The sequence below is a fragment of the Cyclobacteriaceae bacterium genome (assembly GCA_025808415.1).
Lineage (GTDB): Bacteria > Bacteroidota > Bacteroidia > Cytophagales > Cyclobacteriaceae > UBA2336.
Genome location: CP075525.1, coordinates 659,936 through 685,000 on the forward strand (window position 1 = coordinate 659,936; position 25,065 = coordinate 685,000).

Below are 25,065 nucleotides of genomic sequence, written 5' to 3' on the forward strand. Positions count from 1 at the left end.
ATAGATCAAAGTTAGTATAGATTTTAGTCGATCATGTATGTGTAAAAACGACATTTTAGGGGCGTTTTGCGACACATATATTTTGTAATTTTCCAATATGAAACACGTATCTATACTCGTTCCGGAATCTTCGGTGCTGCAGTCTATTGCCGATCCTCAGTATTTGTTTTCCGCGGTTAATCACTTCATGATCCAGTCGGGTAGAAAGCCTTTGTTTGATGTTCGGTTAGTGGGTGCGAAAAAAGAAATAATACTTAATGATGGACTATACTCTGTTCATACCGAGGTGCTGATAGATGATGTAAAACAAACCGACCTGATAATCATACCCGCCCTGTTTGGTGATATGGAGCATGCGATTTCACTCAATAAAAAATTGATTCCCTGGATTGTTGAAAAGCACCAGCAAGGAGCCGAAGTAGCTTCGCTTTGCATGGGGGCTTTTCTTTTTGCTTCTACCGGATTGCTGAATGGAAAGAAATGTTCTACCCACTGGGGTTTTGCCAATCAGTTCCGCTCTATGTTTCCGGAAGTAGCGTTGGCTGATGGGCGCATTGTTACGGAAGAGAATCGCCTCTACAGCAGTGGCGGAGCGATTTCATATTGGAATTTGCTGTTGCACCTGGTAGAAAAATATACCGATAGGCAAATGGCTATTGTGGCGGCTAAATATTTTGCCATCGATATCGATCGTAACAGCCAGACAGCTTTTGCGATGTTTCAGGGACAGAAAGCTCACACCGATGCTGTGGTAAAGCAAGCTCAGGAATTTATTGAGCAACACATTGAGCAACGACCGACCGTTGAAGAACTGGCCATGATGTTTGGTATGGGTCGCAGAACCTTTGAACGAAGATTTAAACAAGCCACCAACAATTCGGTGCTGGAGTATATGCAGCGCATAAAAATGGAAGCTGCCAAGCGAAATTTTGAATCCAGTCGTAAGAATATTAATGAAGTAATGTATGATGTAGGCTACACGGACACCAAAGCATTTCGGACCACGTTCAAAAAGGTTACCGGCCTTACGCCCGTTGAATACCGGAACAAGTATAACAAACAAGTACACCTGAACTAGTTATATCCATACATGAATACCGATGCACGTACTATTGTTGTTACCGGTGCCAACAAAGGCATTGGCTTGGAAGTCGTGCGCCAGTTGGCCAAACTGAAGCACAACGTAGTTCTTGGTGCACGGGATAGAGCAAAAGGCAACGAAGCGGTTGATCGGTTAAAAGAAGAAGGGCTTGTTGTGCATTTTCTTTTGTTGGATGTGACCGATGAAGCAAGCATCAAACAAGCGGCAAAACAGGTTAAGGAGCAGTTTGGCAAAGTAGATGTACTCATTAATAATGCGGCTGTGTTGCTTCGCGAAGACCAGTCCTTATCAGAAGGAACAGCCGAAGTATTTCATAAAACCATGCGCACCAATGTGTTTGGTCCGGTACAGATGGTTCGGCATTTTCTTCCATTGATTCCTTCTGGCGGAAGGATCATCAACACCTCCAGTGGCGGAGGCAGCATGACTGACCCGGTAGGCGGATGGTCGCCTGTATATTGTGTTTCCAAATCAGCGCTCAATGCGATTACGCGCCATTTGGCATCTGAACTGTCATCGTGGAATATTTCAGTAAATGCCTATTGCCCCGGCTGGGTTAAAACCGACATGGGCGGGAAGTCGGCCCCACGCACGGTTGAGCAAGGTGCTGATACGGCTGTCTGGCTGGCAACTGCAGCAATCAATCAAACCGGAAAATTTTTTCGCGACCGGAAAATAATTCCGTGGTAGCTATTTCTTTTCCGTCTCCTTTGCCTTCACTCCAAACTCCTTCATTAATTCAACGCCATACTTTCGGATCACTTCGATGATTGGGATGGCTTTTAATCCCCGTGCAGTAATAGAGTATTCCACTTTTGGTGGAACTACCGGGTAAACTTTTCGCGTAATAAATCCTTCATTTTCCAAACTACGCAAAACACTCGAAAGCATTTTGTGCGTGATGTGTGGCAGTTCTTTTTTCAGGTCGCTGTAGCGCAATGTCTTTTCGCGCAAGCGCCATAAAATGGGCATCTTCCACGTGCCCCCAATGCGATCCATGGCAAACTCTACCGGGTTATAATAGACCTTCTTATCGTAAATGAAATCGGGCATGGCAATTCAATGATTTAAAATTCAGACATCCCAAGGTGAAATTACCAATACTTTCCAAAAAGGTAGTATCCTACTTAAAAGTTAATATGTTGTTTCGGGCATCATACCGCACCAATCTTTGTGTTCAACACGAACAACTAAATCAAAAAGAGGATGGAAATGGTAAAAGAAAGACAAAGCTATGTGCATTTTCACGGTGCACCCACGAAAGGAAAAATTTTAATGGTGGCCAGTTCACCTTCCGTTTCAAAACAAACCGGTTGGCCAATTGGCTTCTGGGCGGCTGAGTTAACGCACCCGCTGCGTGTATTTCAGGAAGCGGGTTATGAAGTGGATCTCGTGTCAACGGAAGGCGGTAAATTGGAAATGGATGGATACTCCAATCCAACGGATGCCAGTGGTTATTCAGCACACGATGTGATATCGCTCGGCTATTTGCAAAAGCCAGAGTTTACAGCCATGCTAACCAGCACGAAGAGGCTGACTGAAGTAAAAGCTGCTGATTACGTGGCAATTTTTCTGGTAGGCGGTCAGGGCCCGATGTACACCTTCCGTGGCAACAAGGAATTGGAAAAACTTTTTGTTTCGTTTTATGAAGCTGGGAAACCCAGTGCCGCTGTATGCCACAGCACTACGCTGTTGCTGGAAGCAAAAAAATCCAATGGCGAGTTGCTGGTGAAAGGCAAAACCTGGACAGGCTTTGCCGATGCCGAAGAAGAATTTGCTGATCAGGCGGTAGGTATGAAGATTCAACCTTATCGTATCGAAAGTGAAGCAAGAAAAATTTCTGGTACAAACTTCAAAGTCGCTGCTCCCTTCTCATCGTATGCGATTACCGATGGCAATCTGGTAACCGGTCAGCAACAAAACTCCGGGGCGGCTGCTGCTGAAATGGTGGTGGAGTTACTTGGAAAGTAACATGAAGCTGATTGCTTTTTATTTAATCGTAGGATTAGCAGGAGTGCTTAGATGCATTCCTGCTGTTGCACAATTGAATGAGAGCGATACAGCCAGTTTTCAATTGCGTGCAGGTGCAACCGGTGCATGGCAAAAGGGAAATGTTGATTTGCTGGTGCTGCGCGGAAGACTGGAACTTGTAACAAACAGTAATAGAGCGATTGTCTTTAAATCCCAAAGCAATAGTTTGTATCAGTCGTTTAGTGGTTATAAAGCCGACAACGATATCAACAGCCGCAATTATTTCTATCATCAACCTTTCCGGAGCGTGTATCCGTTTGCGATGATCTATTTACAGACTAATTACCGCAGGCAGGTTGACTTCCGCTGGTTTGGCAGAGTAGGTGCTACATGGCAGTTCGTACAAAAGTTAAAAACAAATATGAAGCTCTCGGCCAGCATGGTGTATGAAGAAACCGGGTTTAGCGATACACAATTCAATGAAGTTTTTTACAATGGAAATAATGTGATTAGTCTTTGGCGGGCTACCGCTTACCTGGCTGGCTGGCACCGGTTGTTGAATAACCGGCTTAAACTTTTTTACACCGCTTACTGGCAACCCGGGTTGGATGAAGTAGCAAACAGCCGGGCGCAAATCGATGTCGGCCTGGATTTTCCGGTGTGGAAGGGCCTGAGTTTTCTGGCGCAATACAATTTCACGTATGAACAGGTGGTAACAGCAAGCGTAAAGCAACACGACCGCATCTTCACGTTTGGTATCAGCTATCAGTTTAAAAAATAACAGACTATGATCATTAAGAGAAATTTCAATCCCATTCGCGTAATCAGTTATGTAAAATACGAAGTAGTATTTTCGCTGGTCATTGCTTTTACGGTTTGGTTGATCTACCGTAATTTCACTCAGGTGTCATTGCCTTTTTCCATTGCAGCCATTTTAGGCAGTGCGTTGGCGATCTTCATTGCCTTCCGCAACAACAGTGCGTATGGAAGGTGGTGGGAAGCGCGCACACTGTGGGGCGGCATTGTTAACTCAAGCCGTGTATTGGCCCGTCTCATCATTACTTTTGCCGATAGCCACGCGCACCAGACCAATTACGATGTGGCGCGAAGTGAATCGTTTAAAAAACAAATGGTGTATGCCTGTGTTGCATGGGCACATGCCCTGCGATTGCATTTGCGCAAGCAGGAAGATTGGGATGCGCTGAAATCAATTGTTGGCGATGAGGATTTTCAATCCCTGAAAGAAAGTCAAAATAAACCCAACTTTTTGCACCTGCTGATGGGGAAGAAAATTTATACAGCGATGGGCAATGGCATATTAGGTGGTTTTGATTCTTTTCAGATGGAGAGTCAATTGTTAGCACTGGCTAATTACCAAGGCGGATGTGAGCGTATTAAAAACACACCGTTGTTACGACAGTATGATTATTTCACGCGATTATTTCTATACGCTTTTATGTTGTTACTGCCCCTTTCTTTGATTGGCGATTTCAGTCGTATGGGAATGGATTACCTGATGATACCAGTATCGCTCATCATCTGCTTTGTGTTTGCCATACTGGCCAAAGTAGGCGAGGTAAATGAAGATCCGTTTGAAAACCGGATTACCGATGTGCCCTTAACTGCCCTTTGTACTACCATTGAACGCGACTTGAAAGAAATGCTGGGGGAGAAGAACTTACCACCATCCGTTAAACCAGAAAATGGATTTATATATTAGGGGAACATCAACAGCTATTCATTATGAAAATCGCCATTATCGGAACCGGTAACGTTGGTGGGGCGTTGGCCACTGCCTGGTCAAAAGCAGGGCATACTATTTTATTAGGTACTCAAGACATAAAAAATTTTAAGGGGAAAGAATTGCTGAATAACAGCAACACTTCGGCTCATAGCATTCACGAAGCTGTACGCGAGGCAGAGATTATACTCATTGCAACACCGGCACCTGCTGCTGGGGAAGTGGCTAAATCTTTGGGTGATACATCTGGCAAAGTTATCATTGATGCGATGAATGTAGTAATGGGCCGCGGTCCGGCAGGATTTTCCAACACGGCTGATGCCATACTGGCCAACACAGCTACCCGCGATGTAGTGAAGAGTTTCAATACTACCGGTTTTAATAACATGAAAAACCCAACGTACGGGAACATGGCCATCGACATGTTTATGGCTGGCGATAGCGAAAAGGGAAAGAAGATTGTACATCATTTGGCACTGGATGCGGGCTTTGCCGAGTGCTACGATGTGGGCGGCAACGATAAATTTCAATTGATGGAGCAGTTCGCTTTTTTCTGGATTAACCTGGCCATGATGCGCGGGCAGGGGAGGGATATTGGCTTCAAATTGCTGAAGCGGTAACCCTTCACGTTTCCTTTTACCTGACTTTTTTCTCTTCGGGAACAATTTCGCTTCAATTGTTGTATATACAACAATTGTATATAAATTTGTTAACCTTTGATCCAAAAACACAATGAAAACTGTTCTGCATAAAGCCAACACCCGCGGCCATGCCAACCACGGCTGGCTTGATTCTTACCATACCTTCAGCTTTGCCGGTTATCACGACCCGACCCGCATTCACTTTGGTGCCCTTCGGGTACTCAATGATGATGTGGTGAAGGGTGGGGCAGGCTTCGGCCAGCACCCACACGATAATATGGAAATAATTTCCATTCCGCTTCGCGGTGCGCTAGAGCATGGCGACAACACCGGGGGTCATGGCATTATCCAATCGGGGGAGGTACAAATTATGAGCGCAGGCTCCGGCATTGCGCATAGCGAGAAGAATGCTTCAAAAACAGAAGATGTAAATTTTTTACAAATCTGGGTTTTTCCGAAAGAACGCAACATTCAACCGCGCTACGATCAGAAACTCTTTCCGGCAACGGATCGCTTGAACAAATTTCAAACGGTCGTTTCTCCTGAAAAGAAAAACGGTGCACTGTGGATTAACCAGGATGCCTGGTTTTCGCTTGGAAAATTTGAGAAAGGGAAAAGCACTGAGTATTCAATTAATAAACCCGGAAATGGAGTTTACGCTTTTATTATTGAAGGCGATGTGAACATCAATGATCAGAAATTGAACAAGCGTGATGGATTCGGTATTTGGGATGTGGAGAAAATTGTCATCACCGCTGGTCAGGATGCCGAAGTATTGCTAATCGAAGTACCTATGAATTAATGGTTGCTCGTTGTTGGTTATTCCCTATTGTATAACAGACGAATAACCAACAACTATCACCAAGAACAAACATGAAATCCAGAACAGTATCCCATTTACTTTACGCACATCAGGCCGACATGGGTGGACTGCCCATTCGGCAACCCCTGCCTACACAACAGGTACAGCAAATTGATCCTTTTTTGTTACTGCATCATGCCAACATAAAAGTTCCGACACACATTGAAACCGATCATGCTGGTGTTGGTCCACATCCGCATCGCGGGTTTTCACCGGTAACCTTTATTTTTCAGGGCGGTGTTCATCATCGTGATAGCCGCGGAAATGACAGCACCATTTATGCAGGCGGTGCACAGTGGATGAATGCCGGTATGGGTATTATTCACAGCGAACGCCCTCCACATGATATTCATGAAATTGGCAGTCGACAGGAAATTATTCAGCTCTGGATAAATACACCGGCTAAAAATAAAATGGATCAACCGGCTTATTTCCCACTGGCATCATCAGATGTTCCATCTATTAAATCGGATGATGGTTTGATAACCTTAAAAATTTTTGCGGGCGAACTGCTTGGTGTTAAAGGCCCTGTTCCATCACAAGCGGTTGTGAATGCTGCTACGGCAGAACTAAAAAAGGGAGGTAAAATATCTATTCCGTTACCGAGCCATCATAATGTTTTACTCTACCTGCTCGATGGAAAGCTTAATGTTGACGGGTTTGGTATGGTGGAAGAATTGCACCTGATTCATTTTAATAATGATGGTGATGGAATTTCGCTTTCCGCTCTTGAGGATACGCGTGTTCTTTTATTAAGTGGCGAGCCGCTGAATGAGCCAGTGGTAGCTCATGGTCCTTTTGTGATGAATACTCAAACTCAGATCATGGAAGCCATGCGCGATTACCAGATGGGGAAAATGGGTGTGCTTATTGAAGATTAGCACCTCTGAAACCGTATGTGTGCTCAGGACTCTTAGAATTAAACTAAAGGAAGATTTTTCTGTTATAGAAGGAATCTGAAATAAATTAGGCATGGAAGCACAACTTATTAAAATGCAAACAACCTCAACTATTGAATCTCCTGTACTTGATATCATTGAAAGCCGGAGAAGTTTACGGGCCTATTCGGTTAGGCCGGTGGAGGAAGAAAAAATTAAATCGCTTTTTGAAGCGGCTCGCTGGGCGCCTTCCAGCATGAACGAACAACCGTGGACTTACCTTTACGCCACCAAAGAGCAACCCGAACTGTGGAGTAAAGTATTTGAAACCTTATCGGAAGGAAATAAAATATGGGCAGTTGATGCACCGTTGCTGATTGCCAGTTTTGTTCGTACCAAACACATTCGAAATGGCGTGCCCAATAACGCTGCACGCTACGACCTTGGTGGTGCCAACGCATTTCTATCGTTGCAGGCAACAGCACTCGGTTTAAATGTTCACCAGATGGGAGGCTTTGATAAAGCAAAGTTGGTTGAAAATTTAAACGTACCTTTAGAAGAGTACGAACCGGTTGTGGTGATGGCAATAGGTTATCCGGGTGATGCGGAAAAACTTCCAGAAAACCTGAAGCAACGCGAGACTTCACCAAGGGTTCGTTATACACAGGAAAGTTTTGTGATGAATAAAAGTTTTTAACTGAAACTTGCGTCTAAATTCGTCAGCCTTTAATGAGTTGGGGATTAGAAATATTTAAACCCGGTTTAACATGCACGATGAGGGAATTCAAACAGCCGTAGCAATCATCGGCAACGATGTTTATAAAACCGAACTGGTTGCAAGAAGTCACAACATTATTGCTGATGAACCCCTGGACGTTGGAGGAAAGGATCTCGGTCCCCGCCCCGGGGATTTTATCCGCATGGGCCTTGCTTCGTGTACAGCCATTACCCTGCGCATGTATGCCAACCGAAAGAACTGGGATGTTCAGCAAATCCGTGTAAGCGTATCTAATGGTCCTTTTGAAGGAAAGACTTCCTACAAAACCGAAGTAGAAATTACCGGTACGCTTGATGATGACCAGCGCAGCCGGTTGTTGCAAATCGCAAAGCTTTGCCCTGTGCATAAGGCGCTCACTAACCCGATTGAAATTGATACGTTGTTGTCAGTTGTTAGTTCTTAGTCATTAGAAGCCATCTCAAAAATATAATTTACGTCATTGCGAGGGAGGAACGACCGAAGCAATCCCCTTATCTTGCTCAAGAAATCGGGATTGCTTCTCCGCCTGTGGCGGATCGCAATGACGTGAGTATTTTTGAGATGGGTTCTAGTAAGATTTTGCCAATAACTAATAACGACCAACCAACAACTTTTATCAAATGAAAGACATCACTAAAAAATACACCAACGGTGAAGTAACCATAGTCTGGAAACCCGATCAGTGTATTCATTCCGCCATTTGCTTTCGCGGATTGGGCAATGTGTTCGATCCGCAAAAGCGCCCGTGGGTAAACCCGCAAGGCGCCAGCACGGAGCAAATTGTAGTGCAGATTAAAAAATGCCCCAGTGGAGCATTGAGTTATTATATGAATGAAGAAGCTGGCGGGAGTCCGGTAAAGGTTGAAGCCGAGACTATTGTTGAAACCATGCCTAATGGCCCGCTTATGGTATATGGTAACGTTACTGTTAAAGACTCTGGCGGCACACTCACCCATAAAAGCAATGCCACGGCTTTCTGCCGGTGCGGAGGCTCCTCCAACAAGCCATACTGCGATGGCACCCACAAGAAAATCAACTTTCAGGGATAAGCGTTTTGTATCTTTTTTTACCTTAAGGGAATTATGAAGCATCGTTTAATTCCCGTCCTTATTACATTGTTGTTTGCGCAATGCACAACAAAAGAAAAACCTTCTGCTTTCTCTGAAGAAATTGACAACTTGTTTTCATCCGAATTCAAATCCGGTGAACCCGGGTCATGTGTGTTGGTGCTAAAGGGAGATTCAACATTATTTCTGAAATCGTATGGACTTGCTGATCTTGTAACGAATGAGTCAATCTCTTCCAAAACACTTTTTAATCTTGGCTCCATTTCCAAACCTTTTGTGGCGTATGGAATTTTGATCTTACGTGATGAGGGCAAGCTTTCGCTGGATGATCCTATCGGAAAATATTTTCCGGATTTCAAGAATAAGAGCATAGCGGCTTCCGTAACGATTCGGCATTTGCTTACACATACCTCAGGTTTGCCTGACATCCGAAAAGTCAGGGAGGATTCTGTGTTTTACCTTACGGCAAAAGATGAAGAAAACTTGGCGCCTGTTATGCAAGCCGATTCGTTGCTGTTCAATCCTGGTGAGTACTACGAATATTCTAATCCTGCTTTTAATGCATTGGCTTTGATTATTGAACAGGTAAGTGAAATGAAATGGCAGAAGTTTATTGAGGAGAGAATATTTAAACCTGCCGGTATGCTATCAAGCACGATAACGGATGGGCCACATCCGGAAACCGGTGTTTCGCATGGCTACATAAATATAAATGGTATATGGACGGAGAAAGATTATGGCGAAGAGCTAACGTTTGCCGCAGCCGGAAACGGTGGTGTGTGGAGTTCGGTTGATGAGTTGATTTTATTTGAGCGGGCAATGGAGAAGGCGTTGTTCATTTCACCTGAAACCATAACCGAGTCTCAACAGGTTTACAAGCCAAACAACTGGAAAGGTGATCATGAACCGTTTATTGCAACATCGTGGTTTATTGATAGTACCAAGGCCGGAGATAAAATCGTAGCCCACACCGGCACACAGGGTGGTTTTTACTGTCACTTTGTTTCCGTTCCTGACCAAGACATATTATATATTGTTTTGGCAAACCGTCCGTACAATCGCGAGAGCGACTATGAAGAGGTTTTTTCCATTTTGGGGAAGTATAGGCTTGTTGAGTAGCCAACAATGACTTCTACCAAAAGCTAACGTTCAAACTCAATAATATATTCCGAACTATATTCATTGGCCTCACTGTCTTTTACAAATAAGCGCGCACGCTTGCCTAATTTCAAACATGTGTTTTTGTTTGTAATATCCTCTTCAGTATTCATAGGCTGTAGCGATGGGTACCACAACACACGGCCAGGCTTTGTTAACACAGCCTGTGGTTTGCTCCACGCCATAGCGTTTAAGCCTTCACCTAAGTTTTCGTTCATGTTAAACGAAATATAAATGCTGCTTCCCCGCCACGATTCTTCTTCCACTTTGCCCATCATCATTACCCAACAGTTCAGGTAATAATTCCAGCTTACTGAGGGCCCCCAATGATATTGACCCGCTTGTGCAGCCGGGCCTCCTCCTTCATGCTTGGGTATTTGAAGGGATGGTATGGGTACACCTGTGCCATCGTGCGGAACGTCAAAACTTTTTCCGCCCCAGCGTTTGGCTTTGCCTTCGGGATTTTCAAGATCACTGATTTTTATTCGTGCCACACTTATGCATTGACCGCTGGCTTCGGTGTCAGGATTATAAGTTGCTGAATCGTAAACACCCGGATAACTGTATTCACCAAAGAATAAATACAAGTATTCACCACTGGCCACGGCTGATGGATCGCCCACACCACCGGCAAACGTATTCGAAGTGTTGTGCGGTTTCAAAATCATGCGCGGCTGCAGGTCTTCAATAAAAATACCCCGGTTGTTCCAGCTTTTGCCGCCATCGGTAGATTTCATTACGCCAATCCGGCACACTGCGGCTGCAGACTCAGGGCCGCGTAGGCCCTGTGGCCAATTTTTACTTTTATAACCCAGGCCGGTGCGTTCATCGTACGGCAAAGTTTCCGGGTAGTTTTCATTATGGTAAATACCGTACAATGTTTTTCCGGTAGCATCTTTTGTATCCTGGTACATGGTTTCAAACCACACGGCTCCATGTAGCCCTGGTGTTCCGGGTGGGGCGTTGGTGGGCATCAGCGGCCGTTTAAATTTTTCATGGGGTGTTAGAAAAACTTCATCGGCATGTAGTCCATCAGCGTACATCAGTTCATTGGCATCACCCCATACCGGGTCTTCACCATATTTGCCGGGAAAGATGCGAAGCGTGTCACCAATCCACGCCTCAGCCATGTTGCAATCGACAAAAGAATTGAACACAAATTTTTCTGTTGGTGTGAGAACAAAAGATGGATTTTTGCTTCCGGTCGCTTTCGGCTGACATTGAAATAAGGTTATGGAAAGAAATAAAAAGCCTGTCAGTAGAAAATTATGTTGTTTCATAGTACTGTTGATGTTTAATATTGACCTCTCCTTTTATGCAGGTTTAAGATACGGAATATCCAATTTGTTTGGTGTAAGTCATAAACCGAAACCAGAATTAAACGATTTGTGTTTTTTATGTGTCTAATGCACGATGGAACTGTTATTTTTCGTTCACTAAATGTATATGAAGGGTAAATTAATAATTATTGCTGCGCTGGTGGCATTGGCAGGGTGCAATTTACAACCCCAATCGGGCGAATTGGCCCGCGACATGGTGGTACAGACCCAATATGACCAGCAGTCTGTAACAGGGGTTTTTAACGTTTTTACCGAATATGAAACATTTGTTTTACGCCACGATACCATTGGTTTTGTATCTAACCGAAGCAACAGAAAGTATTTGATTGAATCGGACCTGAACATTGCTAACGGTTATGTAAAGCCCATCATTAATTTAGTAGGACTTAACCTGGCTTCGCGGGGTTATGATCGGGTAGAGGAAGATGAGAATCCAGACTTTGCTGTGAACATTGTTATACTGGATAATTTCAGTTTCTTTCAAACCATTCAGTACCCTGGTTTTTACCCGGGAGGATATTATGGATTTTATGGATACTATTTTCCCATTGTAAACACCTACTATTCCAACTACACCACCCTGGTTATTGAAATTGTAGACGTTAAAAACGCAACCGGTAATCAATATAAGGTTATCTGGAAAGCATTTATCGGTGATTTAAACAACACCTTCGATTTGCGCGGTAAAACGCTCGAAGCCATCGATCAGGCCTTTGTTCAATCGCCTTATATCCAAAAAAATTAACCATGAAGTTGAAACTGATAATTCTACTGCTCTCTATAACACCAGCAGCCGTTGCCCAGGTAGCTGAGTCGGCTTTTCATGTAAGTTGGGTTACCATGAAGCCCATGTATACCGATTATGTAGGCAAAACAAGTTCGCGCGGGTTTAACGTGGGGTTCACGAAATTTATCAATGAGCGTTTTGGTGCCGGACTTTCCGGTAGTTATTCCGTTTTGGATGATTATGTGCCTCGGCAAACGTACGAGTTTCCGGGCGGGGCCATCACAACCGATATTTTCAACTATATGTACTTCTATACCCTCACGGCTAATGGGCAGTACTATTTCAAAACCGAAGGATTGTTTGTTCCCTATGCATCGCTTTCGGCTGGGGCGGCCTTCACTGAATACACCATCTTCTACAATGCCTATTCCGATTCCGACACCAAAACCAGCTTTAACCTTCGGCCCGAACTTGGCGCGTTTTACCGCTTTCAAAAATATTCAACACTTGGTATGAAAGCTGTCATCAGCTATGATTACGTAACCAACAAAAGTGAATATTTCGATTTAAAAAACTTCTCTGCACTCAGTTTTCAGATCGGCTTTGTATTGTTCAACGATTAATGGCTAAGTGTTTGGCCAGCACCCTCCCATAAATGCCAATTAGGCTTAGCGCTTAACTATTTTTCATTGCCATGTAAACTCCGTTAGTCCAGCCAAAGCCATCCTGGTTGGGGTATTCACCACCACTGGCTTCTCCTCTTTCACTCCACACATCATACTTCTCAGTCATTTTACCGGTGTTGGCATATACGGTATCGTTTATAGCCAACCAATTGGCTTTTACTTTAGCGGCTAAGCTGTTGATGCTGTAGTTTAACAATCCTTTGTAAGCAATCCATTGCAAGGGTGCCCACCCGTTTGGCGCATCCCATTGCTGGCCGCTAGATTCAAGTGTTGTGGTGAGCCCACCGTGCTTTAAAAATTTTTCTTCCAGTGCTTGTCCAATGGCCAGTGCTTGTTCCGGTGTGGTTATTTCAAAAAACAGTGGAAATGTTGCAGCTAATGTATAGGTTGGTTTTTGTTGCTGCGCAATAAAATCAAAGTCGAAGAAAAAGTTTTGTGAATAGCTCCAGCAATATTTCTGAATGGCATTTTTCCGGATCAGTGCGCGTTGAAAGTATTCGGTAGCTTTAGTGTTGTTGTCTGTTTCGCGATACGCATCCGACAGGGTCTGTTCCAAATGATACAACAGGCAATTTAAATCCACAGGAATTATTTCTGTTGTGTGGATGGAACTGAATTGCGTTATGTCTTTAAACCAACGACTGCTAAAATCCCAACCCGATTCGGCAGCAGCCCGGAGATGTCGAAAAAGAACCTCAGGCTTTTGTTTGGATTGGTGGGCCAGTTCAACATCTTCCTTATACGATTCAGGTCTGGGTGTGTTGTGTTCATCCCAGTAACGGTTAAGCACACTATCATCAGGTAACTTCACTACACGGTGGACAGACTGATTTTTGCGAAGTGAATCAGCTCCATACATCCAGAATGTATACTCCTTTTCAAGTTGTGGCAGGTAACGACTCAATGCGTCTGCTTCATGACGGTGAAGCAGTTTCACCATCAACGAAAAAAATGGTGGTTGTGAACGACCAATAAAGTATGTTCGGTTTCCATTGGGTATGTAACCGATTATGTCAATAAGGAACGCGAAGTTATCGACCATGTTTCGGATCATATCAATTTTACCCGAAGCCTCCAGGCCCAGCATGGTAAAGTAACTGTCCCAATAATAAATCTCACGAAAGCGACCACCCGGTACAATGTAAGGATGCGGAAGCGGGATGAGTGACCCCCCGGTTTCATCGGGGGTGCGTGTCAGTACATGCCACAGATTTTCAATATGTTGCTGTGCCGATTTTGTTAAATCACTTTGGTATCCGGTTGAATAAGCAGCGGGTAACTCAAAATTCTGTTCGAGAAATTTCCGCAGATCAAAGCCTTCTTCTTTTTTTGTCCGATTAAAGTCATTATTAATCTCTTCCAGAGATCGTTTAGGCACACAATCCGGGAAAGTTTTTCCATCGCCCAGTATATTCTGAAGTTGCACAACCTCAAATAATTCTCCGAGTTCATGGATTTGAGCTACCATATTAATGCCCTCCGGTTGATGTAAACGCTATTGGAGCTTCTGATTTTTTTTGAAGACGATTGAAAAAGAAGAGCGCTGTCAGCAGGATTGTGATCGGGATCAATGAAAAATAAAAAGCTGTCTGGCCGTCATACGCCTCAAATATATGCCCGGTAATAATAGATCCTGTTGTTCCGCCAAGCGCAGAAAAAATCACAATCAAACCCGACATGGGGCCGTGCTGGCGTGGTGGAAGCGCACTAAGTATAACGGAGTTGATAGCCGGGTAAATAGGTGCCAGGAAAAGTCCGATGATGGGAAAAACAAATGCCGCCAGGGGTGCATTGCCCCAACCGGTAACTTGGGTGCCCGCGCCCTGTTTGGCCAGCGGAACGGCAACCAATACCAATGAGGCTGCTGCTAGCAAGCATATTGCCAACACATTAAACCATTGGACTTTTCGCAACACGATGCCTGCCAGAAACCGGCCTAAAGCCGTTGATGCCGCGAGTATGCTGGCCATTTGAATGCTTAGTGTTGTAGGCAAGCTGAGTACTTTACTGTTATAGGTGGGTAGCCAACTCATAATGCTTTGCTCAATGAGTACGTAGGTGAAGGCACTTAAAATAAAAACCAACACCAGGGGTTTAATGGCCAGCTTTACCATATCAATGAAATCCTCCATAAAGGGTTTTGCTTCGGCAGGCTTTACCGCGGATTCATCAAGCGAAGTTGATAACAACAGTAGAAAAGCAACAGCATTAATAGCCGCCAACAGGTAATACACCTTTAGCCAGGAAGAAGACTGCGGATTAAGGTCATCAACAAAGGCACTGAAAATAAAATAGCCTGTAAGGATGCCAATCATAAAAAATGATTCAATGAAGTTCATGAAGCTGGCATGCTCTTTTTTATTAGTGGTGACAATGCCGATGGTAGCGTAAACAGAAACTTTAATAAGCGCAAACGAAGTTCCGGTAGCGGCAAACAGTACTTTGGTCATGGCAAAGCTGCCGAGTGATGGCATAAGCAGACAAGCTAACGTAACTAATCCTAAGCCGATGAGCATAGAATTTCTATACCCGATGCGTGCAATGTAGGAGGCAATTAAAAACGAAACAGCAGCGATACTTAAATCCTTGAAAGCTTCCAGTACACTGGCCGATGATTCGGACACACCATACGTACTTTGTACCTGAAGAATTACTGTGCCAACACTGTTCAGGAGAATAGCGAAGACAAAATAATTAAGAAATAGAGAAAGTTTGATTTTCCAGTGCGACATGAGTAGTGGGCTTACTAAACAAATCTAACACTTTTGAGAGATCATCCTACCGAAAAATGATAGCCAATACCTTTGATGGTAATGATTTGTACAGTGGGATCATCTTTTAAATAGTCGCGGAGTTTGGTAATGTACACATCCAGGTTGCGGGAATTGAAAAAAGAATCATCGCCCCAAAGGCTCATTAATATATCTTTTCGAGATATGGTACCATGGCGGTTGTCACAAAGCATTTTCAGTAAGCTGGCTTCGCGATGCGATAGCTTTTTAACCTGGTTGTTGATTTTGAGCTCATACCGTGAAACTGAGAATTCATATAAACCGATTTCGATAACCTCCTTCGATCCTGAATTTTTATTGCGTGAGATGGAAAGCAGATTATTTACCCGGGCAATTAACTCTTCCATGCTAAAAGGTTTTCGCAAATAATCATTCCCCCCGACATCAAATCCTTTTAACACATCTTCGGTTTGTGTTTTAGCCGTTACAAAAATAATGGGTACGAGTGCATTGATATTTCTGATTTCTTTGGCGAGGGTGTAACCATCTTTCTGCGGAAGCATGATGTCGAAAACACAAATGTCAGGATTGGATTCTTTGAACAAACTTACCGCGAGCTTACCATCCGCTGCCATAGTCACTTCAAATTCCCGGCTCTCCAAACTTTCTTTTACAATCCGGCCGAGGAAGGGCTCGTCTTCAACATAAAGGATTTTGGTTTTGCTCATCGGGCCGGTAAGGTTATGGTAAATATACTTCCTTTACCTGCTTCACTTTTTAGTTCAATGGTTCCCTTCAGGCTTTTTACAACATTGGCCACATAGCTTAAGCCTAAACCATATCCCCTGGCATTGTGCACATCACCGGTAGGTACTCTAAAAAACTTATCAAATACTTTCGATTGATGTTCAGTTGGAATGCCGATGCCGTTGTCCTGAATGGATAATTGAATGTTATGATGATTTTTTACTAACCTGATTTTTATATCGCAACCCGGTTGGCTGTACTTCAGGGCATTGTCAAGAAGGTTATAAACCACATTAGTGAAGTGTTCGCTGTTAGCCCGTATAATAAAGTCATCGCCTTCTTTTTCAAACGAAACCCGGGCCCGGTGTTTTTCAAAAACAAGTTTTAACGATGTCAATACCTCATCAATAATTTTTTCAACATCAGTGTCTTCCGTTTTTAGCTCCAATCCGGTTTCTTCAAAAGCTGATGTTTTTAAAATCTTATCGGTCATTAAGGTGAGTCGTTTGAGTTCCTGCTGGGCGATGGTCAGGTACTCCGCAGTAAGTACGGGATTGTCAAGGGCTTTGAAGTTCTGTAAGGCCTCCAGGGCAACACTTACGGTGGCCACTGGTGTTTTTAATTCGTGTGTGATGTTGCTGATCAGGTCATTTTTTAATTGCATCAGCTTTTGTTGTGACCGTATACTCCTGTACATCAAAACGAAAGCTGTTACAATCAAACCAGTCAGTACAAAAGAAAATGCAATTTGTGGGCTAATCCTGGCCAACAGCATGGGCTTAACATTTTCAAATTGTGCAAGGTAAGCGGGTGTGTGTGGCAGAAAGAATGGTTCTGTTAAAAACAGGCTTGATGCTTTTGGCTCGTCCATACCTACGGGCAGCATTCGCACTGTGGGTAAAAGCATAATGCCCGTTGCTTTTAACGTATCACTGTACTTGCGCTGAATGTCATCAATACGAAGTGAGTCGTTTCCAAAGCGGAGAATGAAGTTGCCGGGTTCCCGTTTTCTGCGAAATTCAGAAACGATGGGCCGCAGCACTTGTTTGATACTGTCGCCCTGACGATTAATAGACAAAAAAATCTGAATGGCCGAATCACGAACCTCTATGCGTGATGCTTTTTCGGGCGGGATTTTCGACAGTATGGAGTCTCGTTTAATCCGTGTGTTCCAGATCATTATTTGTGAAGACTTGTCAGCTGGTCGTTTATACTCCATACTGTCGCCCGTTACAATGGGTTGCAATCCTTTCATGATCAAGGAATCTTGCAAACCGATAATTGTTGAACGAAATAATGAATTGGTTTCTTTACGGAACGATTCCAATGCTTCGTTGTAAGCACTTCGTAGCCAAAGCCCTTGCAAAACCAACAGCAGAATGATGCTGACAGTCATCAAAATTATTGTTAAACGAAGCTTGGACGATTGCATGTACAAAAGTAACGCGCGAACAGCCCCGAAGGATGGTGTTTTAACATTAATTAACATTGCTTTTAGAACAATTAACCCTACCCGTTTATCCTTAGCCGTACATTTACATCAGAATTTTTCAAACCCTTAATGAAAAGCTCAACTACCATGAAAAAAATTATACTCATTATCGGGGTATTGGTTTCCCTGACGGCCGCCCATTTTGTGTTTGGCCAAACCAAGGAGGGTGTTATCCATTATGAAACCAAAATTAACATGCACCGCAGCATTCCGCCTGAAAGGGAAGGGATGAAAAATATGATTCCCGAGTTTCGCACCATGAAAAACCAGTTGTACTTCAATGCTTCTGAAACCATTTATAAACCGGTAATTGAGGATGAAGAAGAAGATGTCAATACGGGCGGAATGCGTTTTCGTATGGCTACACCGCAAAGTGAAACATATATTAATACCGAAACGCAATTGCGAACTGTTTCGCAGGAGTTTATGGGCAAGAAATATTTGATTGAGGACACACTTAAAATGTTGCCCTGGAAATTCGGATCGGAGACAAAAACCATTTTAGGTTATGTATGCAAACAAGCCTATTTCACTGAAGAGATGCAGGTAATGATGGGCGGCCCGGGTGGCGTGCAACCCCAAACACGCACAGCAGAAATAACAGCGTGGTATACCGATCAGGTCAGGCCGTTTTTAGGTCCCGAAAGATTTAACACCTTACCGGGAACCGTGTTAGCGGTGGATATCAATGGTGGTGAACGCGTAATACTGGCAACGAAAATTGAGCCCCGTGCATTAAAGAAGAATGAATTAAAGGTGCCCTCAGCCGGTACAAAAGTTACGCAGGAAGAGTATCGCAAGCTTGTTAATGAGCAAATGGAAAAAATGCGCCAAGGTGGTGGCAATGTGATCATCCGTAATTGATCTTTTTTAATCACCACAAGCACATCACATGCGGATACTAGTAACAATAGTCTTTTTCGGTTGGGCCGTAGGGGCTTATGCACAAAAATTATCCATCAAGGCACAACTGGCCGATTCGATCGGTACAGCATTACCATCGGCAACAGTGCTTATCCTAAACCCAAAGGATTCATCGTTGGTAAACTTTGGTGTGAGCAATAACCAGGGACTTTTTGAAATCAGGAATGTAAACCGTGGCGAGTATTTATTTAAAGTAACTTATGTCGGGTATGCTCCGCTTACGGTAAAAGTTTCCCCAAAACCTGATGAATTAGTAGTTGATTTGGGATTGTTAAAAATGCAGCCCGAAAGAAGAATACTGGATGAGGTAACCATTCGTGCTGAACGTGCCCCTGTTGTAGTGAAGAAGGATACCATTGAGTTTAATGCGGAGTCTTTCCGTGTAAAGCCCAATGCCATGGTGGAGGATCTCCTCAAACAATTGCCTAGCATTGAAGTTGATAATGATGGCACCATTCGCGCTCAGGGTGAGCAGGTGCAGCGCGTTACCGTTGATGGAAGGGAATTTTTTGGCCGTGATCCAAAATTAGCCACACGCAATCTACCCGCAGATGCAGTTGATAAAGTGCAAGTCTTTGATCGTCAATCTGATCAGGCACAATTTACCGGGATTGATGATGGACAACGCGAAAAAACTATCAACCTGGAGTTGAAGGAAGAAAAGCGTAATGGTGCTTTCGGAAACATTACAGGAGGTGCAGGTACCGATGATCGCTACAATGGACGGGCAAGCATTAACCGGTTTACCAAAGGAAATCAACTCTCCTTTTTGGCTATGGGCAATAATACCAACGAGCAAGGTTTTTCCATTGCCGATTATATGAACTTTACCGGGGGATCGCAGCAAATGATTGGTGGTGGAAGTGTGAGCATACAAATCAATCAGGGGGGGGCAAACCAAGGCGGCCCATCCATTAATAGTGGGGGCCGCAATAATGGCATTATGACCAACTATGCCGGTGGTGTTAACTTTAACTCAAATTATGGTAAGAAAGGGCAATCAAGTGTAAATGGTAACTACTTCTACAATTACCTGGATCATACCTTAAGCCAAAATATGTTTCGTGAGAACTTTTTGCCGTCTGGCAATTTCAATTTTGAACAAAACAGCTTTCGGAACAACACAAACGATAACCACCGTGCCAACCTGATTGTTGATCATAAAATCGATTCGGCCAACTCGTTCCGGTGGACGAACGGATTTACATTAAATGAAACAGATTCACGCCAGGTAAGTAACAGCGAAACATACACTGCAGCCGGAACAATTCAGAACGAAAGTGAAAACCTCTCATTAGCCTCGGGGACAACCCTTAATTTTAATTCCAATTTTCTTTATCGTCATCGTTTCAAAAAGAAGGGCAGGACTGTTTCTGCCAACCTGGCCTTAAACCTTAGCAACACCGAACGTTCAGGCACGCTTAACGCTACCAATACGTTTTATACGCCCATGTTTCAGCAGCAAGTTATTGATCAGCGCAATTCACAAACCACCGATAACACAAGTTATGGAGCTACGGTTTCCTATACCGAACCTTTGGGTAACAGGAAATACCTGGAGGCAAATTATAATGTCAATGTCAACAGCAATGCAGTTAACCGCGAAGTATATGATGTTGAAAACGAAGAGTTGATTTTTAATACTGCACTGAGCAACAAATTTTCCAGCGACTACCTCTACCAACGGGCTGGATTGAACTTCCGAATGAATAAACCTAAATACAGTATAACTATCGGTAGCAATTACCAACACACAAACCTAAAGGGTAACCTGGAAACGTTGGGCGCTACTATTGACCGCACATTTATCAATGTATTACCCGTAGCGCGTTTTAATTATGAATTTTCCAGCACCAAAAGGTTGCGTTTTGATTACGAAACCTCGGTACGTGAGCCTTCTATACAGCAATTGCAGCCGGTAATCGACAACAGCGATCCGTTAAATATTTATGTTGGTAATCCATCTTTACGGCCTTCCTATCAGCAAAGTTGGCGGGCAAATTTCACCACATTTAACCCGGTTTCATTTGTAAGCTTTTTTATGTTTGCCGATGTTGACTACACCACCAACGCCATTACCAACGCCCAGTATATTGATGAGCAGCGTATACGCACCACCACACCGGTCAATGTTGACAATAACCTGAGCATGATGGCTAATGCTACCTTGAGTTTCCCGATTACAAAACTGAAGAGTCGCTTCAATATAGGTAGCAACATCCGCAATATGCGAACCATTAATTTATTGAATGATATCGAAAGCCAAATTGATCAGTTCATTGTTGGTGGGAATATCCGTTACAATTTCAGGTACAAGGAAATTTTAGACTTGAGTCTATCAACACAACTGAGCCGACAAAAAACCAGCTATGAGTTTGATCAACCCGAACAGGAATTCTTTAACCAGACCCATACGGCTGAATCAAATGTTAGCTTCTTGAAAAACTATCAGTTTAACGCGGCATTTGATTACCTGGTTTACACCAGCCAATCAGCCAATTACAAAGAGGCAATCCCCCTGCTAAACCTATCGTTATCACGGTTCTTATTAAAGAATAAAAAGGGTGAGTTCAAATTTTCAGTTAACAACCTGCTCGATCAAAATTTGGGCATTTCACAAACTGCTTCGAGCAACTACTTCGAACGTCAGGTTCAAAACTCATTGGGCCGGTACTATATGATTAGTTTCACCTATGCCCTTAATAAGCATCTCAATCCGATGGGCGCAGGGCCACGTGGGGGTGGTATGCGCATGCAGATTATTCGCTGACAACTGCAGAAACGTTTTATCTTTGGTGCATGAAGTTTTTCGTGCACCTTCTTTTTTTTATAGTAATTGTACCCATGGCCGCCACTGCTCAGTACATTCCAAAATTCGATCTTCAGGGTCACCGCGGAGCGCGAGGTCTCCTGCCTGAAAACACAATACCAGCTTTTATTAAAGCACTGGATTATGGCGTGACTACTATTGAACTTGATTTAGCCGTAACAAAAGATGGACGAGTAATCGTTTCGCATGAACCCTGGATGTCGGCTGAAATTTGCTTACAACCCGATGGAAGTGAAATTGCAAAAGCTGATGAAATGAATTTTAATATCTATCAGCTTACCTACGATGAAGTGGAAAAATTTGATTGCGGATCGAGAGGGAATTCACGTTTTCCAGAGCAAGAAAAGCGATCGGCACATAAACCATTGTTAAGTGATGTTATTATAGCAGTTGAGGATTACATAAAAAATAATTCACGGTACGAGGTTGACTATAATATAGAGATTAAAAGCCGCAAGGATGGCGACAACATCTACCATCCAACACCACAGGAGTTTTCTGATAAGGTATATCAATTGGTGGACCAGTATCTGCCGTGGGAACGCATAGTTGTACAGTCATTTGATTTACGCGTACTGAAGTACTGGAAGACAACTTATCCGCATGTGCGCTTGGCATTTTTAATAGAAAATGCAAAGTCACCTCAGAAAAATCTTGAAGAGCTGGGATTTATTCCATCGGTATATAGCCCATATTTTAAACTTCTTACAAAAGAACAGGTTGATTACCTGCACACCCTTTCATTTTCAAAACCACCTACAAATGGTACAGTACCTTCAAACACCAAGGTAAGGGTAATACCCTGGACGGTTAACGAGACAGAAGACATGAAAAAATTAAAGACCATGGGAGTTGACGGACTAATTACAGACTATCCAAACCGCGCTGCTGAAATTGGCTTAGGCCTGAAACGAAACGGAACCAACCAAAATGGTTCAAACAAAAAATAGTTATATCATTGCAGCCTGAAATAACCAGGCTTACCAAACCAGTATGAGCAAATATGATGTTTATGGCATAGGAAATGCCATTGTAGACATAGTAACAGAAGTCGAACACGACTTTTTTGAAAGGAACAACATTGAAAAAGGCGTGATGACCTTGGTGGATGAAAGACGACAGTTGGAGTTGCTGAAGGCTATTGATATGAAGAAAAGTCGCATGTCAGGAGGAGGCTCTGCCAGTAACACCATTGTTGCGGTAAATCAATTTGGGGGCAAAACATTTTTATCCTGCCTGGTTGCAAAAGATGAATTGGGTAAGTTTTTCCTGGAAGACCTGAAACGAAACGGTGTGGATACCAACCTTACACACGATAAATGTCCGGAAGGACACAGCGGAAAATGCCTGGTAATGACCAGCCCCGATGCGCAGCGTACCATGAATACTTTTTTGGGCGTGAGTTCATTTTTGGCACCTGAGCACCTGGATGAAGTAGCAATTAAGAATTCGACCTATTTGTACCTGGAAGGCTACCTGGTAGCAAGCCCAAGAGGATTTGAAGCTATGAAAGAGGCAAAAAAAATGGCTGAACGAAGCAGGGTGCTTACCTCACTTACATTTTCTGATCCAAGCATGGTAAAGTACTTCGCAAAACAAATGGAGGAGATAGTAGGGGCAAGTGTAGATTTACTGTTTTGCAATGAAGAAGAAGCCTTGATTTTTACAGGCACCAATACATTGGAAGATGCTCGCGAAAAACTCAAATTATCCGCCAAGCGATTTGCCATTACCTTAGGTGCTAACGGTGCCCTTATTTTTGATGGCGATACTTTTATAGAAATTGAACCCTACAAGGTACGCGCTATTGATACGAATGGGGCAGGAGATATGTTTTCCGGAGCCTTTTTATATGGAATTACCCATGGCCATAGCTATGCTGAGGCTGGTAAAATGGCTTCTTTAGCGTCATCACGCGTGGTTTCGCAGTTTGGCCCTCGCCTACAGCCTGATCAGGTTAAAAAGGTTTTGGCCGATTTGGTTGCCTGATTTCACCCTTAATTTCTTAATTCAGGGGTTGTAAATCGTTTTATCTTCATTATTTTTGCAGCCCCCATTATAGATGTGGGGTTAACGATATTTAGCATGAAACGCACATTTCAACCATCGAAAAGAAAGCGCAAGAATAAGCATGGTTTCCGCGAAAGGATGGCGTCAGCCAATGGTCGTAGGGTTTTGGCTTCGCGCAGGAAAAAAGGAAGAAAAAAGTTAACGGTTTCTGACGAAACTACTTTTAAAAAGAAATAATTCCCTTGCGGAGTTTCCCGGAAGGCTTTACTGCCGCGAGGGCAGGGATTGATTAACCTCGTAACATGGGTTCATTCAGCTTTCCTAAATCCGAAAGATTATCCAAACGCAATAGCATTCAGGAACTCTTTACCAAGGGTTCCTCTTTTTATTTATACCCTTTTAAGGTATTGGTGCAAAAAAGTGAAGATTTGTCAGGTAAGCACCAGGCCCTTTTTTCTGTATCCAAACGCAATTTTAAAAGGGCAGTAGACCGGAATTTGATCAAAAGAAGGATAAGGGAAGCATACCGTTTGAATAAGGCACTGCTACCGGAATCGCCAAAGTTGCAAATGGCGTATATTTATACACCCAGGGAAATACTGGATTTTCATACCATTCAAGAGAAATTAATAGACTCAATTAAGCGTTTACATCAGTATGCAGAGAAAGGTTAAATGGGTTGTTGGGATAGTGGTAGTGTCGGTTTGCTTTTTTGCCTTCAAAAAGCCAGCTGAGAATTATTTCGAAATAGCCAAAAGCCTGGATATTTTCGCCACACTTTTTAAAGAGGTTAATACTTATTATGTCGATGAAGTCGATCCACAGAAACTTATTCGACATGGTATTGACAGCATGTTGGAATCGTTAGATCCCTATACAGATTTTATTCCGGAAGAAGACCTCGATAATTTCAGGATTGCAACTACAGGTCAATATGCTGGCATTGGCGCGCTTATCGGTGTAATTAATAAAAAGATTGTCATAACACATCCCTATAAAAATTTTCCCGCAAATAAATCAGGAATCAAGGTTGGCGATGAGTTGATTGCGGTAAACGGAGTTTCTGTTCAGGGAAAAACAACAGCAGAGACAAGCGCACTATTAAAGGGGCCGTCAAAAACTGAAGTTGAAGTTAGAATAAGAAGGTACGGACAAAAGAACGACCTGATCTTTAAAATCAAACGCGAAAAAATTTCAATCAATAATCTTGCCTATGCCGGACTGATAGGGACGGATATCGGTTATTTAAAATTAGATGATTTTACACCGGGAGCCTCCAGGGAAGTAGCCGATGCAATAACAAAACTGAAGCAACAGGGCGCAAAGAAAATTATCCTCGACCTTCGGGATAATCCGGGAGGTTTGTTGCACGAGGCAGTCAATATTGTTAACCTGTTTAT

Annotated in this window: 27 protein-coding genes (1 of these 27 running past the window's edge); 21 read left to right on the top strand and 6 right to left on the bottom strand. The window is 43.3% G+C overall.

Features of this window, described 5'->3' with window-relative positions; all coding sequences use genetic code 11:
- Positions 1-97 precede the first annotated feature (97 nt).
- A complete protein-coding gene (locus KIT51_03085) occupies positions 98-1,078 on the top strand; it encodes a helix-turn-helix domain-containing protein (GenBank protein UYN87278.1) in 981 nt (326 codons plus the stop codon).
- A gap of 12 nt (positions 1,079-1,090) precedes the next feature.
- A complete protein-coding gene (locus tag KIT51_03090; protein ID UYN87279.1) occupies positions 1,091-1,792 on the top strand; it encodes an SDR family oxidoreductase in 702 nt (233 codons plus the stop codon).
- On the opposite strand, the gene KIT51_03095 is transcribed toward KIT51_03090, so the two are convergent.
- The gene (locus tag KIT51_03095; protein UYN87280.1) at positions 1,793-2,155 is read right to left on the bottom strand and encodes a helix-turn-helix transcriptional regulator; all 363 of its coding nucleotides are present in this window, start codon (positions 2,153-2,155) and stop codon (positions 1,793-1,795) included.
- Between the two features lie 159 nt (positions 2,156-2,314).
- Between KIT51_03095 and KIT51_03100 the strand changes: the two genes are divergently transcribed.
- The 10 genes from KIT51_03100 to KIT51_03145 all read left to right on the top strand — a co-directional run bounded on the left by KIT51_03100 (position 2,315) and on the right by KIT51_03145 (position 10,138).
- Complete coding sequence (locus KIT51_03100) at positions 2,315-3,073, top strand: type 1 glutamine amidotransferase domain-containing protein (GenBank protein UYN88481.1); 759 nt, start codon at positions 2,315-2,317, stop codon at positions 3,071-3,073.
- Position 3,074: 1 nt separating this feature from the next.
- A complete protein-coding gene (locus KIT51_03105; protein UYN87281.1) occupies positions 3,075-3,854 on the top strand; it encodes a DUF481 domain-containing protein in 780 nt (259 codons plus the stop codon).
- A gap of 6 nt (positions 3,855-3,860) precedes the next feature.
- On the top strand, positions 3,861-4,793 hold the full coding sequence (locus KIT51_03110) for a hydrogenase (protein ID UYN87282.1): 933 nt from the start codon (positions 3,861-3,863) through the stop codon (positions 4,791-4,793).
- Positions 4,794-4,816: 23 nt separating this feature from the next.
- Positions 4,817-5,434 (top strand): NAD(P)-binding domain-containing protein, encoded by a 618-nt coding sequence (locus KIT51_03115; protein UYN87283.1) that lies wholly within the window; start codon positions 4,817-4,819, stop codon positions 5,432-5,434.
- Between the two features lie 112 nt (positions 5,435-5,546).
- Positions 5,547-6,257, top strand: coding sequence for a pirin family protein (locus KIT51_03120; protein ID UYN87284.1), 711 nt, complete (start codon positions 5,547-5,549; stop codon positions 6,255-6,257).
- 71 nt (positions 6,258-6,328) lie between these two features.
- Positions 6,329-7,198 (top strand): pirin family protein, encoded by an 870-nt coding sequence (locus KIT51_03125; GenBank protein UYN87285.1) that lies wholly within the window; start codon positions 6,329-6,331, stop codon positions 7,196-7,198.
- A 91-nt stretch (positions 7,199-7,289) separates the two neighbouring features.
- Positions 7,290-7,892, top strand: a complete 603-nt coding sequence (locus tag KIT51_03130; protein ID UYN87286.1) for a nitroreductase family protein — start codon at positions 7,290-7,292, stop codon at positions 7,890-7,892.
- 70 nt (positions 7,893-7,962) lie between these two features.
- A complete protein-coding gene (locus KIT51_03135; GenBank protein ID UYN87287.1) occupies positions 7,963-8,376 on the top strand; it encodes an OsmC family protein in 414 nt (137 codons plus the stop codon).
- A gap of 196 nt (positions 8,377-8,572) precedes the next feature.
- Positions 8,573-9,001: a (4Fe-4S)-binding protein gene (locus tag KIT51_03140; GenBank protein ID UYN87288.1), complete on the top strand. Its 429-nt coding sequence runs from the start codon at positions 8,573-8,575 to the stop codon at positions 8,999-9,001.
- Between the two features lie 33 nt (positions 9,002-9,034).
- A complete protein-coding gene (locus KIT51_03145; protein ID UYN87289.1) occupies positions 9,035-10,138 on the top strand; it encodes a beta-lactamase family protein in 1,104 nt (367 codons plus the stop codon).
- Positions 10,139-10,161: 23 nt separating this feature from the next.
- On the opposite strand, the gene KIT51_03150 is transcribed toward KIT51_03145, so the two are convergent.
- A complete protein-coding gene (locus tag KIT51_03150) occupies positions 10,162-11,436 on the bottom strand; it encodes a hypothetical protein (protein ID UYN88482.1) in 1,275 nt (424 codons plus the stop codon).
- 187 nt (positions 11,437-11,623) lie between these two features.
- On the opposite strand from KIT51_03150, the gene KIT51_03155 reads away from it, so the two are divergent.
- Together KIT51_03155 and KIT51_03160 are read left to right on the top strand one after the other, a co-directional pair.
- Positions 11,624-12,262: a DUF4136 domain-containing protein gene (locus KIT51_03155; GenBank protein ID UYN87290.1), complete on the top strand. Its 639-nt coding sequence runs from the start codon at positions 11,624-11,626 to the stop codon at positions 12,260-12,262.
- A gap of 2 nt (positions 12,263-12,264) precedes the next feature.
- Positions 12,265-12,867, top strand: a complete 603-nt coding sequence (locus KIT51_03160) for an outer membrane beta-barrel protein (protein UYN87291.1) — start codon at positions 12,265-12,267, stop codon at positions 12,865-12,867.
- A 52-nt stretch (positions 12,868-12,919) separates the two neighbouring features.
- Here KIT51_03160 and treF read toward each other — a convergent pair whose 3' ends face one another.
- Genes treF through KIT51_03180 form a run of 4 tightly spaced genes read right to left on the bottom strand, consistent with a single transcriptional unit; the run spans position 12,920 to position 17,805 of the window.
- Complete coding sequence (gene treF, locus KIT51_03165) at positions 12,920-14,398, bottom strand: alpha,alpha-trehalase TreF (protein ID UYN87292.1); 1,479 nt, start codon at positions 14,396-14,398, stop codon at positions 12,920-12,922.
- Between the two features lies 1 nt (position 14,399).
- Positions 14,400-15,662 carry an MFS transporter gene (locus KIT51_03170; GenBank protein UYN87293.1) on the bottom strand — a complete coding sequence of 421 codons (1,263 nt, stop codon included), beginning with the start codon at positions 15,660-15,662 and terminating at the stop codon, positions 14,400-14,402.
- 41 nt (positions 15,663-15,703) lie between these two features.
- Positions 15,704-16,390: a response regulator transcription factor gene (locus tag KIT51_03175; protein UYN87294.1), complete on the bottom strand. Its 687-nt coding sequence runs from the start codon at positions 16,388-16,390 to the stop codon at positions 15,704-15,706.
- A complete protein-coding gene (locus KIT51_03180; GenBank protein UYN87295.1) occupies positions 16,387-17,805 on the bottom strand; it encodes a HAMP domain-containing histidine kinase in 1,419 nt (472 codons plus the stop codon). The genes KIT51_03175 and KIT51_03180 overlap by 4 nt, the downstream gene beginning before the upstream one ends.
- A 183-nt stretch (positions 17,806-17,988) precedes the next feature.
- Between KIT51_03180 and KIT51_03185 the strand changes: the two genes are divergently transcribed.
- The 7 genes from KIT51_03185 to KIT51_03215 all read left to right on the top strand — a co-directional run.
- Positions 17,989-18,765 carry a GLPGLI family protein gene (locus KIT51_03185; GenBank protein UYN87296.1) on the top strand — a complete coding sequence of 259 codons (777 nt, stop codon included), beginning with the start codon at positions 17,989-17,991 and terminating at the stop codon, positions 18,763-18,765.
- 28 nt (positions 18,766-18,793) lie between these two features.
- The gene (locus KIT51_03190; protein UYN87297.1) at positions 18,794-21,595 is read left to right on the top strand and encodes a TonB-dependent receptor; all 2,802 of its coding nucleotides are present in this window, start codon (positions 18,794-18,796) and stop codon (positions 21,593-21,595) included.
- 74 nt (positions 21,596-21,669) lie between these two features.
- The gene (locus tag KIT51_03195; protein UYN88483.1) at positions 21,670-22,605 is read left to right on the top strand and encodes a glycerophosphodiester phosphodiesterase; all 936 of its coding nucleotides are present in this window, start codon (positions 21,670-21,672) and stop codon (positions 22,603-22,605) included.
- A 43-nt stretch (positions 22,606-22,648) separates the two neighbouring features.
- Entirely contained in the window at positions 22,649-23,644 is a 996-nt protein-coding gene (locus KIT51_03200; GenBank protein ID UYN87298.1) for an adenosine kinase, read from the top strand.
- A 96-nt stretch (positions 23,645-23,740) separates the two neighbouring features.
- Positions 23,741-23,902, top strand: a complete 162-nt coding sequence (gene rpmH / locus KIT51_03205) for a 50S ribosomal protein L34 (protein UYN87299.1) — start codon at positions 23,741-23,743, stop codon at positions 23,900-23,902.
- A 65-nt stretch (positions 23,903-23,967) separates the two neighbouring features.
- Positions 23,968-24,339 (top strand): ribonuclease P protein component, encoded by a 372-nt coding sequence (rnpA, locus tag KIT51_03210; GenBank protein ID UYN87300.1) that lies wholly within the window; start codon positions 23,968-23,970, stop codon positions 24,337-24,339.
- On the top strand, positions 24,323-25,065 hold the start of the coding sequence (locus tag KIT51_03215) for a S41 family peptidase (GenBank protein UYN87301.1). It continues 907 nt past the right edge of the window; the window shows 743 of its 1,650 coding nt (coding positions 1-743); the start codon lies at positions 24,323-24,325; its stop codon lies off the right edge, out of view. Before rnpA ends, KIT51_03215 begins: the two co-directional genes overlap by 17 nt.